General features: G+C 70.0%; 21 protein-coding genes and 1 pseudogene. 12 read left to right on the top strand and 10 right to left on the bottom strand.

The window, feature by feature from the left end:
• Positions 1-12: 12 nt before the first annotated feature.
• Positions 13-1,647, top strand: a complete 1,635-nt coding sequence (locus QSK39_RS21545; protein WP_285479562.1) for an MFS transporter — start codon at positions 13-15, stop codon at positions 1,645-1,647.
• A gap of 4 nt (positions 1,648-1,651) precedes the next feature.
• On the opposite strand, the gene QSK39_RS21540 is transcribed toward QSK39_RS21545, so the two are convergent.
• The gene (locus QSK39_RS21540) at positions 1,652-2,290 is read right to left on the bottom strand and encodes a TetR/AcrR family transcriptional regulator (protein ID WP_285479561.1); all 639 of its coding nucleotides are present in this window, start codon (positions 2,288-2,290) and stop codon (positions 1,652-1,654) included.
• 168 nt (positions 2,291-2,458) lie between these two features.
• On the opposite strand from QSK39_RS21540, the gene QSK39_RS21535 reads away from it, so the two are divergent.
• Together QSK39_RS21535 and QSK39_RS21530 are read left to right on the top strand one after the other, a co-directional pair.
• Positions 2,459-3,151: a transporter gene (locus QSK39_RS21535; protein ID WP_285479560.1), complete on the top strand. Its 693-nt coding sequence runs from the start codon at positions 2,459-2,461 to the stop codon at positions 3,149-3,151.
• Positions 3,152-3,166: 15 nt separating this feature from the next.
• Complete coding sequence (locus QSK39_RS21530; protein ID WP_285479559.1) at positions 3,167-4,519, top strand: NAD(P)/FAD-dependent oxidoreductase; 1,353 nt, start codon at positions 3,167-3,169, stop codon at positions 4,517-4,519.
• A 321-nt stretch (positions 4,520-4,840) separates the two neighbouring features.
• Here the strand turns inward: QSK39_RS21530 and QSK39_RS53045 are convergent.
• From QSK39_RS53045 to QSK39_RS21510, 5 genes and pseudogenes are all read right to left on the bottom strand, one after another.
• Positions 4,841-5,395 (bottom strand): annotated as a pseudogene (locus QSK39_RS53045) (IS5 family transposase); the annotation flags it as partial.
• A gap of 187 nt (positions 5,396-5,582) precedes the next feature.
• Entirely contained in the window at positions 5,583-5,717 is a 135-nt protein-coding gene (locus tag QSK39_RS21525) for a hypothetical protein (RefSeq protein WP_285479558.1), read from the bottom strand.
• Positions 5,718-5,814: 97 nt separating this feature from the next.
• Positions 5,815-6,291 (bottom strand): DivIVA domain-containing protein, encoded by a 477-nt coding sequence (locus QSK39_RS21520; RefSeq protein ID WP_285479557.1) that lies wholly within the window; start codon positions 6,289-6,291, stop codon positions 5,815-5,817.
• Positions 6,288-6,716 carry a DUF6292 family protein gene (locus QSK39_RS21515; protein ID WP_285479556.1) on the bottom strand — a complete coding sequence of 143 codons (429 nt, stop codon included), beginning with the start codon at positions 6,714-6,716 and terminating at the stop codon, positions 6,288-6,290. The genes QSK39_RS21520 and QSK39_RS21515 overlap by 4 nt, the downstream gene beginning before the upstream one ends.
• Positions 6,717-6,798: 82 nt before the next feature.
• Positions 6,799-7,245 (bottom strand): Hsp20/alpha crystallin family protein, encoded by a 447-nt coding sequence (locus QSK39_RS21510; protein WP_285479555.1) that lies wholly within the window; start codon positions 7,243-7,245, stop codon positions 6,799-6,801.
• A 102-nt stretch (positions 7,246-7,347) separates the two neighbouring features.
• Between QSK39_RS21510 and QSK39_RS21505 the strand changes: the two genes are divergently transcribed.
• Entirely contained in the window at positions 7,348-7,956 is a 609-nt protein-coding gene (locus QSK39_RS21505; protein ID WP_285479554.1) for an HSP18 transcriptional regulator, read from the top strand.
• Positions 7,957-8,551: 595 nt separating this feature from the next.
• Here the strand turns inward: QSK39_RS21505 and QSK39_RS21500 are convergent.
• The 3 genes from QSK39_RS21500 to QSK39_RS21490 all read right to left on the bottom strand — a co-directional run bounded on the left by QSK39_RS21500 (position 8,552) and on the right by QSK39_RS21490 (position 10,210).
• A complete protein-coding gene (locus tag QSK39_RS21500) occupies positions 8,552-8,812 on the bottom strand; it encodes a DUF3040 domain-containing protein (protein WP_285479553.1) in 261 nt (86 codons plus the stop codon).
• A gap of 181 nt (positions 8,813-8,993) precedes the next feature.
• Positions 8,994-9,506 (bottom strand): VOC family protein, encoded by a 513-nt coding sequence (locus QSK39_RS21495; protein ID WP_285479552.1) that lies wholly within the window; start codon positions 9,504-9,506, stop codon positions 8,994-8,996.
• A gap of 296 nt (positions 9,507-9,802) precedes the next feature.
• On the bottom strand, positions 9,803-10,210 hold the full coding sequence (locus tag QSK39_RS21490) for an alpha/beta fold hydrolase (protein ID WP_285479551.1): 408 nt from the start codon (positions 10,208-10,210) through the stop codon (positions 9,803-9,805).
• A 103-nt stretch (positions 10,211-10,313) separates the two neighbouring features.
• On the opposite strand from QSK39_RS21490, the gene QSK39_RS21485 reads away from it, so the two are divergent.
• The 8 genes from QSK39_RS21485 (at position 10,314) to QSK39_RS21450 (ending at position 14,021) form a co-directional block, all read left to right on the top strand.
• A complete protein-coding gene (locus tag QSK39_RS21485; protein WP_285479550.1) occupies positions 10,314-10,538 on the top strand; it encodes a hypothetical protein in 225 nt (74 codons plus the stop codon).
• Entirely contained in the window at positions 10,535-11,482 is a 948-nt protein-coding gene (locus QSK39_RS21480) for a PP2C family protein-serine/threonine phosphatase (RefSeq protein WP_285479549.1), read from the top strand. The genes QSK39_RS21485 and QSK39_RS21480 overlap by 4 nt, the downstream gene beginning before the upstream one ends.
• Before the next feature lie 129 nt (positions 11,483-11,611).
• Complete coding sequence (locus tag QSK39_RS21475) at positions 11,612-12,079, top strand: Asp23/Gls24 family envelope stress response protein (RefSeq protein ID WP_285479548.1); 468 nt, start codon at positions 11,612-11,614, stop codon at positions 12,077-12,079.
• Entirely contained in the window at positions 12,076-12,384 is a 309-nt protein-coding gene (locus QSK39_RS21470) for a hypothetical protein (protein WP_285479547.1), read from the top strand. The genes QSK39_RS21475 and QSK39_RS21470 overlap by 4 nt, the downstream gene beginning before the upstream one ends.
• Positions 12,381-12,557: a hypothetical protein gene (locus tag QSK39_RS21465; RefSeq protein WP_176170605.1), complete on the top strand. Its 177-nt coding sequence runs from the start codon at positions 12,381-12,383 to the stop codon at positions 12,555-12,557. Before QSK39_RS21470 ends, QSK39_RS21465 begins: the two co-directional genes overlap by 4 nt.
• The gene (locus QSK39_RS21460) at positions 12,554-12,928 is read left to right on the top strand and encodes an Asp23/Gls24 family envelope stress response protein (protein ID WP_285479942.1); all 375 of its coding nucleotides are present in this window, start codon (positions 12,554-12,556) and stop codon (positions 12,926-12,928) included. Before QSK39_RS21465 ends, QSK39_RS21460 begins: the two co-directional genes overlap by 4 nt.
• Positions 12,925-13,452 (top strand): DUF6286 domain-containing protein, encoded by a 528-nt coding sequence (locus QSK39_RS21455; RefSeq protein WP_285479546.1) that lies wholly within the window; start codon positions 12,925-12,927, stop codon positions 13,450-13,452. The genes QSK39_RS21460 and QSK39_RS21455 overlap by 4 nt, the downstream gene beginning before the upstream one ends.
• Positions 13,449-14,021 (top strand): alkaline shock response membrane anchor protein AmaP, encoded by a 573-nt coding sequence (locus QSK39_RS21450; protein WP_285479545.1) that lies wholly within the window; start codon positions 13,449-13,451, stop codon positions 14,019-14,021. The genes QSK39_RS21455 and QSK39_RS21450 overlap by 4 nt, the downstream gene beginning before the upstream one ends.
• 133 nt (positions 14,022-14,154) lie before the next feature.
• On the opposite strand, the gene QSK39_RS21445 is transcribed toward QSK39_RS21450, so the two are convergent.
• Entirely contained in the window at positions 14,155-14,631 is a 477-nt protein-coding gene (locus tag QSK39_RS21445; protein ID WP_285479544.1) for a DUF2690 domain-containing protein, read from the bottom strand.
• Positions 14,632-14,702 lie beyond the last annotated feature (71 nt).

The following is a 14,702-nucleotide window of genomic DNA, read 5'->3' as shown; positions in this document are numbered from 1 at the left end:
TTGGAGAGAACCATGCAAATCGAACTAGCGCTCGCCCAGGTGCGGGCGCTCGAGGGCACGCGGCGGGTCAGCCGGACGGCCCTGCTCGCCGTCGCCGGGCTGCTGGCCACCGTGACCAACGCGGTCTCGTTCATGGTGCCGCCGTTGCTCCCGGTCATCACCACCAGCTACGCGCACAACTCCGTGAGCGCCGCGGTCTGGATCCTGGCCGCGCTGACCCTGGGCGGCGGCGCGGGGTTCGTGCTCATCCCGCGGCTGACCGACATGCTGAGCGACCGGTCGATCGCGCTGCTCGCCGGGGGATTCCTGGTCGGCGGCGCGCTCGTGGCGGCCGTCGCCGACAACTACGCGGCGCTGGTCGCCGGCTCCGCGTTGCTGGGCTTCGGCAGCGCCGCGCAGCTGATCCCGCTGAGCTTCCTGCGCCGGTACCTGCGCGGCAAGGGGATCTCGACGGCGGTCATGGTGCTGATCATGGCCACCGGCAGCGGCGTGGTGCTGGGCATGGTCGGTGGCGGGCTCTCGGTGCGGATCTGGTCGCTGCCCGCACACCTCAACGCCGACGGCACGGTGCCCGCCCTGTCGATCGCGCCCTTCTACTTCGTGCTCGCCGCCTTGTTCGCGCTGACCACGGTCGCGCTGCTGGTCGTCGTCCCGAACTCGGCCCCGCGGTCCAAGGGCCGGCTCGGCGCCGGCAACACGCTGTGGCTCATCGGCTGGGTCTCGCTGATCCTGCTGGCGCTCAGCGCGCCGCCGGACGGCGTCGTCGGCCAGAACGCCCCGGCGATCCTGCTCGCCGGCGTCCTCGCCGCGGCCGGGTGGGTGTTCGCCGAGCGGCGGGTGAAGGCCCCGGTCTTCGACGTCGGCGTGTTGCGCACGCCGTACGTCACCACGGCGTGCGTGTCCGCCGGGCTCTTCGGGTGCATCGACGCCGCCTTCCTGGTCCTGGCCAACTACTACGCCCAGACGGTGCACGGCCTGCCGTTGTCGGTCGACGGCGGGAAGACGGGGTGGTCGCGCGCGTTCGCGGAGTACGGCCTGAGCTTCGACCCGTTCACCACGAGCCTGATCCTGCTGCCGTTCGCATTGACCATGTTCATCAGCGGCAAGTACTCGGAGAAGCTCATCGCGCGCGGCCGTCCGGAGATCATCCTGATCGGCGGAGCGCTGGCCTGCGGGGTCGGCCTGCTCTTCCTCGGGCTCGCCCACGACCAGGCGTGGCACTACGTCGTCGCGTCCGGGATCATCGGCCTGGGCAGCCGGGCCGGCTACAGCGCCGCGTTCGCGATCCCGCAGTTCGTCGTGCCGGAGGCGAAGTCCGGCATGGCTGCGGGCATGCCGGGCACGCTGATGGCGATCGGGATCGCGGTCGGCGCCGCGGTCGTCACCATCGTGCTCAACGGTTCGGGGTTCGTGTACCACTCGGTCGACGTCGCCGGCCTGCTGGCCGGCACGGTCGATCCGGCCTCGGTGAACCTCAAGACGTCGGACTACCTTCTGGACGGATCGCACATCCCGAGCGCCGACGCCTTCACCACGACCTACTACCTCTCGCTGATCTTCCCGGCACTGGTCGTGCTCGCGACGGCACTGTCACGAGCCCGGCACACGGGTGGCTTCAAACGGGTGCTCGAACGGCACGCCGGCTGATCTCTCAACGCGAGGCGGCGGTGCGACGTCGCTTCGGCGCACGCTGGTTCGTCGCGCCCAGCCGGGCAATCAGCCAGCTGTCGAGCAGCGAGTCCGCGACTTCCATCTGCTTCGTCGCGAGGGCACGGTCGCCGTAGGTGATCCAGCTGACGGCGAAGCCATCGGCCACGAAGGCGATCGCCGACGCGATCGCGTCGATCGTCTCGTCGTCGATGGGGCGCTCGCCGGCCGCGGCCCGGAGCGTGGAGCGCACGCCTTCGAGCGCTTTGTCGAACAGCTCGATCCCGCGGCTTCCGTGCTGGCGCCGGGCCCAGGTGATGAGCTCCAGCGCGGAGACGGCGAAGCTTGGCGACTCGACGTAGTACTCCATCGTGTCGTGCAGCATCTTGTGGGCCGTCTGCTCCACAGTGGCCTGCGGGTCGACGGCGGCGGTCAGGTCGCGGAACTTGCCGACCACGAACTCGTAGACGTCGGCGAACAGGTCCTCTTTGGAGTCGTAGCAGTAGTGGACCATCGCCAGGTTGGCGTTGGCCTGTTCGGCGATCCGCCGGGTGGTGGCGCCGTCGATGCCGTGTGTCGCGATGACCTCGACGGCGGCGCGGACGAAGTCCTGCCGCCGCTGCGCGGCGGAGATCCGTGGCACGAACCCTCCTGGGGCGGAGATTAGTTGGACGCTTGATTAAGTCAACGCCAGGCTACCAGGATGTCGGAGTCTAGAAGTTAGTCAAACATCTTGAACAGATGACTAAGTTTGTCGTACCGTATGAGCGCGATCACAGGCGCGGGCCGCCTTTCGAAAGGACTCGTTGACATGAAAGAGCTGCTCTTCATGCTGGCTGATCTCTGGATGATCTTCGCCGGCTTCTTCTACGGCGTGAAGTTCATCCGCCGCTACGCCAACTACCTGCTCGGACTGGAGTGGATGATCGTCGCCACGTCCGGCTCGAACTTCCTGGTCTGGTCGCTGCTCGGCGGCGATGAGAGCAGCTTCCTCTACACCGTCGCCTACTTCTTCGACGCGTTCTCGCGGTCGGTCGGCATCACCCTCATCCTGGTGATGGGCCTGATGCGGGTGACGCACCGGTACAAGCCGTCGCTCGCCGCCGACATCGGGGCCTTCGCCGTGGCCATCGCCGCGGGGGTGTACCTGCAGCAGTTCCGCGGCGAGCACCTGCACGTCGGCCCGGCGACGTTCTACATCGCCGTCAACGTTCTCACGACGCTGTTCCTCGCCTACTTCTCACTGCGGCTGTGGAAGATCGGGGCCAAGACCCTGGCCGTCGCGGCCGGCCTCGCGACCGCGGCCGGGACCGCGATCGCGCTGACGTACGACTTCTTCCCGTTCCCGGACGACCAGCACCGCACGGTGTTCTACATCCTGGCGCTCGGCACGTGGGGCACCCAGCTCTTCGTCTACTTCCGCAGCTACCGCGCCTTGCACGAGCACAACGTGCGGACGGGCGTCGAGCCCGCCTCCCACTCGCGCAGCGCCACTTCGGTCTGAAAGGCAACGACTCCGATGAAGACGGACAACGTCGAGTACAGCACCTTCAGCGGCTGGGTGGATCCACCCGGCGACGTCCGGCCGGCCCTGGCCGAGGACCTCACCTGCGGCACCGTCGTCGTCGGAGGGGGCATCAATGGCATGTCGACCGCGTTGCGGCTGACCGAACGCGGCCACGACGTGGTGCTGCTGGAAGCGGAGTTTTGCGGGCACGGCTCGAGCTCGCGCAATGCCGGGCAGCTGGCCGGTGCCCCCGGCGGCGACCTGCAACTGCTCAACCTGCTCTCGCGCAAAAAGATGCCCGGCATGATGCGGCTCGCCGAGCACGCCGCCCGCCACGTCGAGGACTTCATCGCGAAGCACGACATCGACTGCGACTACGAGGCCACCGGCAACGCCTTCGCCGCGGTCTCGCGCGGGCAGATGGGCCGGGTGCGGAGGGTGGCGAAGATCGTCACCCGGTCCGGTGGCCACGTCGAGGTCGGCACGAGCGAGGAACTTGGGATCCCGCGTGGCTTCGTGGGCGGTCTGCGCGAGGTGGTCGGCGGGATGATGAACCCCGGCAAGTTCTCCTTGGGCATGCGGCGGGTCCTGCTCGGCTCGTCCGCCCGGGTCTTCGAGCGGACGAAGGTCACCGACGTCACGCGTGACGGTGCCCAGGTGGTCCTCACCACGCCCGGCGGCCGCGTCCGCGCGGACCGGGTGGTGCTGGCCACGAACGCCTTCGCGGGGGAGTGGTGCATCACTCCGCGGCACCTGTCGGTCCCGATCTACGTGGCCGAGGTGGAGACCGAGCCGATCGACCCCGCCCGGCTGGCGGCGCTGGGGTGGACCAGCCGCATGGGGCTCGTCACCCAGCACGCGATCATGGAGAACTACCGGCTCACGCCGCGCAACACCATCGTGTTCGGCGTGCGGCGCCTCGAGCGCGGAACCGGTTACCCGCTGCCTGAGCGGACCCCGGACCCGGCGCTGGTCGAGGAGCTCGCCGGAGCTTTCGACACGCGCTTCCCGGCGCTGGCGGACCTCGCGATCGATCGAGCCTGGGGCGGGTGGATCGCCATCACGTCGTCCTGGCTGCCGCTGGCGGGCCGGATCGGCGACAACATCTACTACTCGATCGCCTGCAACGGCCACGGCCTGGCGCAGGCACCGTACGTGGGCACCCTCATCGCCGACGCGATCATCGACGGTGAACGGCACGACGACCTGCAGACGCTGTGGATGGCGAAGCCGAAGTTCCCGCGACCGATGATGATGGGCCCGCTCGGGCTGCGCACGATCTGGGCCGTCGACCGCTTCAACGACCTGATCAACGGCAGCCGCCGCAACGCCCGGCGCGGCGCCTCTGTGGCCGCGGTTCGTTGAACCTGGACCCACCGAACCGATCCTTGTCGTCCCAGTAGTGATCGATGACTGACCTACCCGTGTTCGAGCGTGGCGACACGCGCCGTGGCGTGGGATGGCGAGCTGTCGTAGCGAGTAGCCAGACCCCGCCATTGCTTGAGCAGGTTGAACCGACGTTCTACGACGTTGCGGCCGCGATAGTCGACCGAGTCGAAGGCAGGTGGGCGCCCGCCGCGTGTGCGGTGCCCAGCCTGGTCGGCGGGTTCGGGGATCACCGCGGAGATGCCGCGAGCACGTAGATGCCCGCGGATCGCCCCCGAAGAGTAGGCGAGCGACGTGCAGATACCGCATCAGGTGCGGAAACATCGGCGCGTCCCCGGCTTGTCCGGGCCCGACCAACGTCACCAGCGGCCGGCCGTTCCCATCAACGAGGTGATGCACCCTGGTGCTCCAGCCTCCGCGGGAACGGCCGATCGCATGATCAGGCGGCTCGGCGAGTAGATCCGTGTAGTTCGACCCGGCCTCTGTGGGGCGGGTGATGTTGGTGGCGTGCTGATGCGCCCGCGCGATCGTGGAATCCACCGACACCGACCAGTTCACCAGGCCGACCGCGTCCGCGGCAGCGAGCAGGTGCTGCAGCACGGTGTCCCAGGTGCCGTCACCGGCCATCCGGCGATGCCAGGTGCAGATCGTCTTCCACGGACCGAACACCGCCGGCACATCCCGCCACGCGATCCCGCACCGATACCGGTAGATGATCCCCTCGACCATGGCCCGGGCACCGGAGATCGGCCTGCCTCGCTTACCGGTGTGGGCCGGCAACTCTGAACCGTATAACGTCCTATTCGGTGTCGCGTTGATGATCGATCGCGTCGGCCTCGGAGGTGAGGGCGGCATCCTGATTTCAGGGGGCCTCCTCCACAGGAGCTGGAGTGAACCGGTCACAGTGCACGATCGACCGCGGCATCGGCATGGCACTAGCCGAGGAGAGGCTGGCCGACCCGCGCACCGGGCGGATCATGAACCCGAGTCTCGCCGAGTACCACGTCCCGGTGCACGCCGACATCCCGGCGATCGACGTCAGCTACCTCGACGACCCGGACCCGACGATGCCGCTCGGCCTGATCGCGAGCTGGCCGGCGCCGAAAGCCTGCTCGACGGCCTTCTCCTCGGCGGCGACCCCGGTCGAGAGCGTGGCGCTTCCCGCCGCTGTCAGCACGACAAGCTTGGACCACCGGTTCGGCGGCCGCGGCGAAGATCTTCTCCGCCGCCGCGCGTGCCTTGGTGTCCGTCGTGGTTTCCGGGGATGTGCTGGTTCACGCGGCGGTGAGCCCGGCTCGTCGAAGCGGAGGCTGCTGCGGACCTTCGGCGAGGATGTCCTCGGTGCGGGCCAGGAAGTCGTCGATCGCGCGCAATCGGGCCGCGGTGCGTCGTTCGGCTTCGGCGGCCCGCTCCCGCACGGCCGTGGCCCGATGGTGTGCCGACGCGATGATGGCGTCGGCTTCGGCGCGGGCGAGTTCGAGCATGAGCCGCACTCGCTCACCGACTGCGTCCGGGTCGGCGGGTGACAGAGCCAGGCGCTTGAGTCGAGTGCGTAGGTCGTCGGCCTCGATGCGGGCGGTTTCCAGGTGTCGAACCAGGGTTTCGGCTTCGGCGATGGCGGCGTCGCGGTCGAGGGTCAGCAGTCGGATCTCGTCGTGCAGCTCGGCCAGGTGCTCGTCCACCTGCTCGCGGTCGTAGCCGCGCACGGCGAGGGAGAAGGACACCGGCAGCGGCAGGGCATCGGGGGTCACGTCGTGCTCCGGTCGCGCAGGGCGGCGTCGAGTTCGGCCAGGCCCTTGGCGGTACGCAGAGCCGGTGGGGCGAGCCGGCCGACGCGGTGGTCGTCTTCGCGCAGCGCGGTGACGAACCGGGCGACGTGCTCGGGTGCCGGGGCGATGGTGGGGCCGCCCAGGTAGCGCACGACGATGAGGTCGTCGGCGGATCGGTTTTCGATGGCGGCGGCCCAGCCGCGTATCTCGTCCCACAGCAAGGCCACGTCGTGGCCGGGGTAGCCGGGCAGGCGCTCGTCGAGGGCGACGTAGGCGGAGACGGGGGTATCGTGGTCGACGGTGCAGGATTCGGGACCGATGCCCAATGCGGTGGTCACGTCGGCCAGATAGGCCCACAAGGCGGTGAAGGCGGGGTGGCCGGTGGGGATGTGCAGCGATGCGGTCACGGGCGCGGACACCTTTCGGGACACGCGTCCCCGGTGCAGGACCGGCTCGGGGTGACCGGTACTGCACCGGGAGAGTTCGTCGTCAGGCCTGGATTTCCTTGCGGTCGCCGGTGGTGCCGGCGATTTCGATGCGCCGGGGCTTGGCCTTCTCGGCGATCGGGATGCGCAGCGTCAGCACGCCGGCCTCGTACCCGGCGGCGATGTGCTCGGTGTCGAGGGTGTCGCCGAGGAACAGCTGGCGGGAGAACACTCCGAGAGGCCGTTCGGAGACCTGCATCTGGACGTTGTCGCCGCCGGGCAGTGGCCGTCGTTCGGCCTTGACGGTGAGGACGTTGCGTTCGACGTCGAGCTCGATGGCGTCGGGGGAGACGCCGGGCAGGTCGAAGCAGACGACGAATTCGTCGCCGTCGCGGTAGGCGTCCATGGGCATCGCGGCGGGCTTGGACCAGGTTCCGGGGGTCGCGCTCCCGCTGAGCATCTGCTGGGCGAAGCGGTCCAGCTCGCGGAACGGGTCGGTGCGCATCAACATGGGTTCCACCTCCTGGGTTCGATGATCTGGTGTCAACACGCCCCACTGTTCTAACATGTCATCGAAACGATGACAAGTAACCAGTCGTCGATGGGATGACAGATGGCGAACGACGATCCGATCCAGATGGTTCGGGACGTGCACGAAGTGGTGGTCGAGGCACAGAGCGGGGGTGTAGCGCCTGACCGGCTGTTGTCGGCGCTGGTTGCGCTGCGGTCGGCGCGGGAACAGCTCGCCGGGTGGGAGCCGGAACTGATCGCCGCCGCCCGGGCCGGGGGCAGCAGCTGGGCCTCGCTCGCCCCGGCGCTGGGGGTGGCCAGCCGGCAGGCCGCGGAGCGGCGGTTCCTGCGCCTGCGGCCGTCGTTGTCGGGGGAGGCGACCGGGGAGGGACGGGTCGACGCCGAGCGCGACCGACGCGCGGGCGACCGTGCGGTCGCGGACTGGGCGCGGCGGAACTCGGCGGTGGTGCGGCAGCTGGCAGGCCAGGTGAGTGCCCTGGGTGATCTCGACGAGGTGGCGCGGGAAGACGCCGATCGGGTCGGTGCGGCGCTCGGTGACGACGACGTGACCCGTCTGCTGTCGCCGCTCGCCGCGATCCGCGCCCATCTGGCATCCGGACACGCCGCTTTGGCAGACCGGCTCGGCGCCGTCGGTGCGGACGCCGACAGGGTGCGGCAGGAGGCCGCCGCACACCGTCGCAACCAGGTGTAGGCGATCGAGCAACCCGCCCGGGTGTAGGACTTCGGGGTCGAGGCCCATGGCCGTTGCCAAGGACTTGCGTTGTCCGCGGGGTCCTCGAGCGACCTTGCTAAGACCGCGCGCGAGTCGGCCCACCGCGATATCGACCAGACGGACCGACGACTCCTGGCTGTAGGGGCGCAGCAGCGACGCCCGGCAACCGGTGCGTTCGTGCGTCCTGACCAGGAGCACGCGCCGCCGTCCTGTGGGACGATCGTGACGCAGGTCGCCGCGGTGCCGAATAGCAGACCCTTGGCACGAAGAGACAGCAGGTGGCTTTTCCCGGGGAAGAACTTCGCCCCCGCCTTCGGTGCCGGTCGGATCGGGCCAGGATGCGTTGGAGGGGGAGCACCTCGGAGTTTCTACCTGGTCGAAGCGGCAGATCTCGACGCTGCCTTGAAGTGGAACGGCCGCGATCGGCGCGCCGATCGAGGTGCGGCCGCTGGCGGGTTTCGAAGCCTGAACCTTGTCACCGGCGCGGCCGCCGAACGAGCAGAACTCCGCGGCCACCGCGCTCGTCGGCAGCACTGCCCCCGGACTCCGGTGCTGCCGGAGTCCGAGGACCGAGTCACCCGCGAGGCGACCGGGGCCGCCGGGAAAAGTACTCGACGGCGAGCACACCGATCGTCACGATTCCCACGACCGTCAGGCTTCCGCTGCCCACGAGGACACCCACGACGAGCGCGCACACGCCGGTGACCGCGAGCAGCACGAAGAACCACCGCCACCTGTCGGGCGGCCGGCAGAACCGGTTGGCGAGGGCGGGATCGGTGGCCGAGAGCTCGGCTTCGATCCGCTCGAGCGCGCGCCGTTCGTCCTCGGGAAACATGGGCACCTCTCTCGCCGCACGAAGTCGCAACGGAGAGGAATGCCCACCCGCACGGGCTTCTCCACCCGACCGGTTGCAAGTCACCCGAAGGTGTTACCCGCACGCTGCGCCCGTAGGTCGTCTGCCGGCGTGACGACCGGGTTCGCTCCGCTGACGTGGCGAGACTGCGCCGGACCGGGGATCAGCCACCCTGCGTGAGGCCGAAGACCCAGGTGACGCCGAACCGGTCGGTGACCATGCCGTAAACCGGCGCGAACGGCGCGGGGCCGAGGTCCGCGATCACGGTGCCGCCCTGGGACAGGCCGTTCCACAATGGGGTCAGCTCGTCAAGGGAGTCGCCGTTGAGCAGCACGAAGAACGGCTCGGTGTGGGTGACACCTCGAGCGCGCGGTGCGGCCGGGCCCGGCGGTGCGGCGATGTTTCCGGCCGGGCTGGTGCCGGCGGTGCCGAGAACGTCGTAGGCGGCGATACGGAAACCGTTTTCGGCTACCACCATGCCGAAGGCGACACGGCCGGCGTCGGGGTGGTCCGCGGCCATCGGCACGTAGCCGGTGTCGCGGCCGTCGGTCTGGCTCTCGAGCTGGGCGCCGTGCTCCATGATCATGAGGTGGCCACCGAAGACGGACTGGTAGAACTCCAACGCCAGCCGGGCGTTGCCGGTGAAGTTGAGGTGGGTGAGTGTGCTGACCGGCACCGATCCTCCTGCGGTTCGTTCTAGTGTCCGGGTCGACTTTGCCCGAGATAGCGGTCAGGATCTGACCGCTACTGGTCTTCACGCGATGTGACTCGGGTCGCATCCGGCCGCCCCTTTCACGCCAAGATGCAGCGTGTGCTCGGGAAAGCAGAGCGCACTCGCACAATGAGCCACAGTGGACGTCGCTGCTGGAAACGTCATTCGCCGCAGCCCGGCAGCACGAGATCCATGAGCGCTGATTCCGTGTGTGAACCCTGCGTCGAGTTGCAGGCTCCGTTTCAAGACCGGCCACCACTTCACTCGGAGCCCTGCGGTGACCCCGAGGCGACGTGGTCGGCTGCCTCGAGGATGATCGTGGTGACCGACGACGGTGCGGTGACCAGCGGGGCGTGGTCGACGGGGTGCGTCCGCACCGTGGCCTGCATGTGCTCGGCCATGAACCGCTGGGTCTCCGCCGGAATCATGCGGTCCTTTTCGGCGATCAAGAACCAGCTGGGGAGATCCTTCCACCGCGGGCGGCCGACGGGGGTGGTGATGCTCTCCGGCGTGATGGGCCGCTGCACGGCTTGGAAGACGGCCAGTTCCTCGGCCGAGGCGTTCTGTGCGAAGGCCGCGGCGAAGGCCTCGTCGGGCAGCCAGATGAGGCCCTGGGCGTCGGGTGCGAGCGTCGGCGCGTCCGGGTGTGCCGGGGACCGGTAGAACACTGTCCGGCAGCGCCACGAGCGATCTTCGGCCTCTCCGAAGAGCCGGTTCGGGCCGACATCGACAGGAGCCCCGCAAACCTAGGGCTCCGAGGAGGACACCGCGGTGAAGACGACGGCGGTCGACCGGCTGCGCGAAGCCGCGCCGCACGGACTGCTCGCGGTGCTGCGAGCCGTGCTGACCGCGGGATGGGACGCTCAGGCCGTCGAACTGCTGCTCACCGACTACAGCATGACCGAGCTGCAGCCAGTGGCGGACCTTCCCTGCAGCAAGGAACCCGTGCCGGTGCAGGGACCGTGGCGGGCGCCGCGTTCAGCGGTCAGCAGGTGACGTTCGAAAAGACCGCGAGCACGGTCACCGCGCACGTCCCGGTCTCGGTGCGCGGTGACCGCCTGGGCGTCCTGGCGGTCACCTTCGCGACCGCACCGGACCCGACGGTGCAGCTCGAACTGTCCCGGATCGCCGAAGCACTCGTCCACGAGCTCCTGGTCGCCGGCCGGGACACCGACCTCTACCTGCAGGCGCGACGGACCAGCCGGCTCACCCTGGCCGCGGAGATGCAGTGGCAGCTGTTACCGGGACGCTCCTGCACCCGGCCCGAGTTCGCCCTCGGCGGGCAGCTCGAGCCCGCTTACGCCGTCCACGGCGACAGCTTCGACTGGTCCGCGACGGGCAGGTCGCTGACCGTCACGCTGGTCAACGGCGCGGGACACGGCGTCGACGCCGCCATGGTCACCCACCTCGCCGTCAACGCCATGCGCAACGCCCGCCGCGCCAGCGTGCCCCTGACCGCCCAAGCCGAACTCACCGACCAGGCCCTGCACAGCCACTACGACGGCCGCGAATACGTCACCGCCCTGCTGCTGCAGCTCGACCTGGCGACCGGCGCGCTGGACGTCGTCGACACCGGTTCCCCGCGCGTGTGGCTGCTGCGTGACGGCGATGCCGGCCGCGTGTCCTTCGACGAGCAGCTGCCACTGGGCGCCTTCGGCGACACCGACTACCTCACGCAGCGGCTGCAAGCCAGGCCCGGCGACCGGCTGGTCTTCGTCAGCGACGGCGTCTACGACGCCATGGGCCCCACCGGCGACCTGTACGGCGACGCCGGCCTCGCCCGCACGGTCACCGACACCGGCGGACTCCCGGCGGCGCAGGTTCCGGGCGCCGTTTTGGCCGACCTGGCCCTCCGCCGCGCGGCCGGGGGGACAACCGACGACGCCATGGTGGTCTGCCTCGACTGGTTTGGCCCCGACGCGAGCGCACCTCCGGGGTGAGTGGCGTGCTTCACACGATCGGGTCGTGACGATCTTCTCGCTCGGCTGTCTGTCCTGTGTGGAGGAAACAATCGAAGTCGGTTCCTCTGCCACCGTAAGACATCCGATCCGTGCGAAGGAGACACCACGATGACCGCCGCTGCCACCAAGGTTCCCGCGCAGACCACCTCGTCCCAGCCCGCCGCGAAGACCGAGGGTGCGCTGGTGAGCGCCCAGGGCTCGACGTCGATCTCCGACGTCGTGGTGCAGAAGATCGCCGGCCTGGCCACCCGCGAAATCCCCGGTGTGCACGCCCTCGGCGGGGGTGCGGCGCGGGCGTTCTCGGCGATCCGGGAGCGGATCCCGGGCGCGACCGCCTCAGCGGGCCAGGGCGTGTCGGTCGAGGTGGGGGAGAAGCAGGCCGCCGTCGACCTGCAGCTGGTCGTCGAGTACGGCGTCTCGATCGCCGACCTCTCACGTTCGGTGCGCCGCAACGTGATCACCGCGGTCGAGCAGATGACCGGGCTGGAGGTCGTCGAGGTGAACATCCACGTCGGCGACCTGCACCTGCCGTCGGACGACGAAGGCGACGACACCGACACCGGCCGGGTGCAGTGACCCCCGAGCCCGACGCCGCCCGGATCGCCGCCGCCGTGCTGGCCGTGCCCGACGTGGCCGGCCTGCACGGCGGCCGGTTCGGGGAGATCGCCACCCTCGACCCGCCGCGGCGGATCAAGGGCGTCCGGGTCCGCGACGAAGACGTCACCATCGCCGTCACCGCGCACTTTCCGGTGGTGGCCGCCGACCTCGCCGCGGCCGTGAGGGCCGCGGCGGGCGTCACCGGCCGGGCCGTGCACGTCATTCTGGCGGACCTCGCCGAACATCCCACTGTGGAGCAGCAAGCGAAGGAGAAGGTGTCGTGAATTCCACCCAGCTCGGCCTCCTGACCGGCCTCGTGCTCGGCCTGGCTGTCGCCTTCGGCGGGTTCGGGGCGTTCGCCGCCGTCGCCGTCCTCGGCGCGATCGGGTTCCTCGTCGGCCGCGTCCTCGACGGCAAGCTCGACCTGTCCCAGCTGTCCGGGCGCGACCGGGGCTGAGCACCGTGACCGCCACCCTCGAACGCGGCACACTCACCATCGCCGACCAGGCCGTGCAACGCCTGGCCGCTCACGCGGTGCGGGAAATCGACGAGGTCGGCGGCGCCGCCGGCCGAGTCCTCGGCGTCAGCCTCGGCGCCGAAGACCCCGACCGGTCCGCCAAGGTCACCGCCCACATCACCGGCGGCGAGGTGGCGCTGGACGTGCGCCTCTCGATCACCTACCCGGCGTCGGTGACCCGGACGACCGAGCGGGCCCGCGAGCACCTCGAGCGACGCGTCGAGGAGCTGACCGGCCTCACCGTCACGCGCGTCGACATCACCGTGACCGCCCTGCACAGCCCCGTCGCCACGTCCCGGAGGGTCGAATGAAACGCCGTCCACGCCGCAGCGTCCCGGCTCTGCTGAGCGCGCTCGTGCTGCTGGCCGCGTGCGTGCTCGTCGCCGTGAGCGCCATCCAGCGCCTCCTCGGCGAACGTCCCTGGATCAGCTACGACACCGTCGCCGCCACGCTGCACGACCTGCGCTGGAACGATATCGCGACCGCCGTCGCCGGAGGTGTTCTCGCGTTGGCCGGCTTGGTGCTGCTGCTCGCCGCGATCCTGCCCGGGACGGCCACCGTGCTGCCGCTGACCGGGCGGTTCGATTCCGGCGTCGCCCGCGGCGGCTACCGCACGACCCTGCGCACCGCCGCGGCCGGCGTCGACGGCGTCGCCGCGGCCCGGGTGAAGCTCGGCCGGCGGCGGGTCAAGGTCCGCGTCGACACCGCCCGCACCCGTCCCGACGGCCTGGCCGACGCCGTCCGCACGGCGGTCGCCGACCGGCTGGACCGGATCGGCCCGGCCACCCGGCCCGCGGTGGCGGTGCGGGTCCGCGCCCCGAGGAGGACGACATGACCGACCTCAACCGCCCGGCCCGCCTCAACCGCACGGTGCTGGCCTTGCTCGGACTGCTCCTGCTGGCCGCCGGCGGATTCGCGGTGGCGACACACTTCGGGCGCCTGCGCGTCCTCGACCCGGCGGCCACGCTGGTGCCCGGCACGGCCGCGCCGCCGACGTGGGTCTGGTACGTCACCGCCGCGGTCGCGGTGCTGCTGGGGTTGCTAGCGCTGCGCTGGATCCTCGCCCAGCTGACCCGCCGGCCACCGACCCGGACGTGGCGTTTCGACACCGACCCGGACCGCGGCCGCACCGAACTGGCGGCCGACACCGCCGTCGCCCCGTTCACCGAAGAACTGCGCGCCCATCCCGGCGTCCACCAGGCGCGCGCGACGTTGGCGGGAACCCGGGAAGCGCCGACCCTGGCCCTGGTCATCACGCTGGCTCAGGACGGTGACCCGCAGGAGGTCCGCGAACACCTGGCGGCGGAGGCCCTGCCCCGGCTGCTGCAGGCGCTTGACCTGGAAGCTCTCCCGGTGGGTGTGGAGTTCCGCTTCGCCGCCACCACCGGGCGCAACCTCCGCTGACGGGTTGAGGGCCGCGGCCCGGCGCTGCGAATGGGGTGGCCGGAGGGCAACGTGCCAATAGGGAACGACCAAACAACCGAGGAGCCCTCCCGGATCCGCAGAACCACCGCCGATCCGGGAGGGCGCGAGGAATTCAGTAGCAGTCGTTACAGCTGGTCACGTGCACCTTGGTGCCGCCGCGGGGCTGGTCGGACTCGAACCTCATCCGCTCACGCCGGGAGGACGACATCGCCGACCAGCCCTGGCGTGGTCCTTCCACGCACAGGCCCTGTGCGCTGCTGTACCGGCCCTGCAAGGTGTAGTGGCCGTAGTAGTCGATGTACCCGACCTCCAGCACGGGCTTGGCCCACTGGCAGTTGGTGGTCGTCATCCGGGTCCAGACCGTTCCGCACGTCGAGGAGTAGCGGAGCTCGATGTAGTCGCCCCAGTTGTCCGTGTACTGGTCGAGGTTCTTCGCGCCCGTCGAGCACCCCATGGACTGCGGGTCCTTGCCGTTGCAGCTGTTGTAGGTGCAGCCGACAGCCAGCGCCGGGGCGACGTCCAGCCCGAGCAGGCCGATGCCGGTGACCATCGCGACGCAGACAACGCGTCGAATCCGGGTGAATCGCATGCGTTCCTTCCTTTCGGTTCCGGCACGGGCTCAGCCACCCGCACCCGGATCGACTCCGAGTCCGGAGTCGA

Origin of the sequence: Amycolatopsis sp. NBRC 101858, assembly GCF_030269325.1 — a bacterium.
Taxonomy (GTDB): domain Bacteria; phylum Actinomycetota; class Actinomycetes; order Mycobacteriales; family Pseudonocardiaceae; genus Amycolatopsis; species Amycolatopsis ponsaeliensis.
The sequence above is the reverse complement of the archived record's forward strand: the minus strand, read 5'-3'. Positions and strand labels throughout refer to the sequence as shown.

Bases quoted from the DNA above. Each gene is read 5' to 3' on its own strand.
- QSK39_RS21545 (WP_285479562.1), top strand. From the start codon at position 13: ATGCAAATCGAACTAGCGCTCGCCCAGGTGCGGGCGCTCGAGGGCACG.
- QSK39_RS21505 (WP_285479554.1), top strand. From the start codon at position 7,348: ATGGCGAACGACGATCCGATCCAGATGGTTCGGGACGTGCACGAAGTG.
- QSK39_RS21475 (WP_285479548.1), top strand. From the start codon at position 11,612: ATGACCGCCGCTGCCACCAAGGTTCCCGCGCAGACCACCTCGTCCCAG.
- QSK39_RS21450 (WP_285479545.1), top strand. From the start codon at position 13,449: ATGACCGACCTCAACCGCCCGGCCCGCCTCAACCGCACGGTGCTGGCC.
- QSK39_RS21530 (WP_285479559.1), top strand. From the start codon at position 3,167: ATGAAGACGGACAACGTCGAGTACAGCACCTTCAGCGGCTGGGTGGAT.
- QSK39_RS21445 (WP_285479544.1), bottom strand. From the start codon at position 14,631: ATGCGATTCACCCGGATTCGACGCGTTGTCTGCGTCGCGATGGTCACC.
- QSK39_RS21510 (WP_285479555.1), bottom strand. From the start codon at position 7,245: ATGTTGATGCGCACCGACCCGTTCCGCGAGCTGGACCGCTTCGCCCAG.
- QSK39_RS21535 (WP_285479560.1), top strand. From the start codon at position 2,459: ATGAAAGAGCTGCTCTTCATGCTGGCTGATCTCTGGATGATCTTCGCC.
- QSK39_RS21455 (WP_285479546.1), top strand. From the start codon at position 12,925: ATGAAACGCCGTCCACGCCGCAGCGTCCCGGCTCTGCTGAGCGCGCTC.
- QSK39_RS21500 (WP_285479553.1), bottom strand. From the start codon at position 8,812: ATGTTTCCCGAGGACGAACGGCGCGCGCTCGAGCGGATCGAAGCCGAG.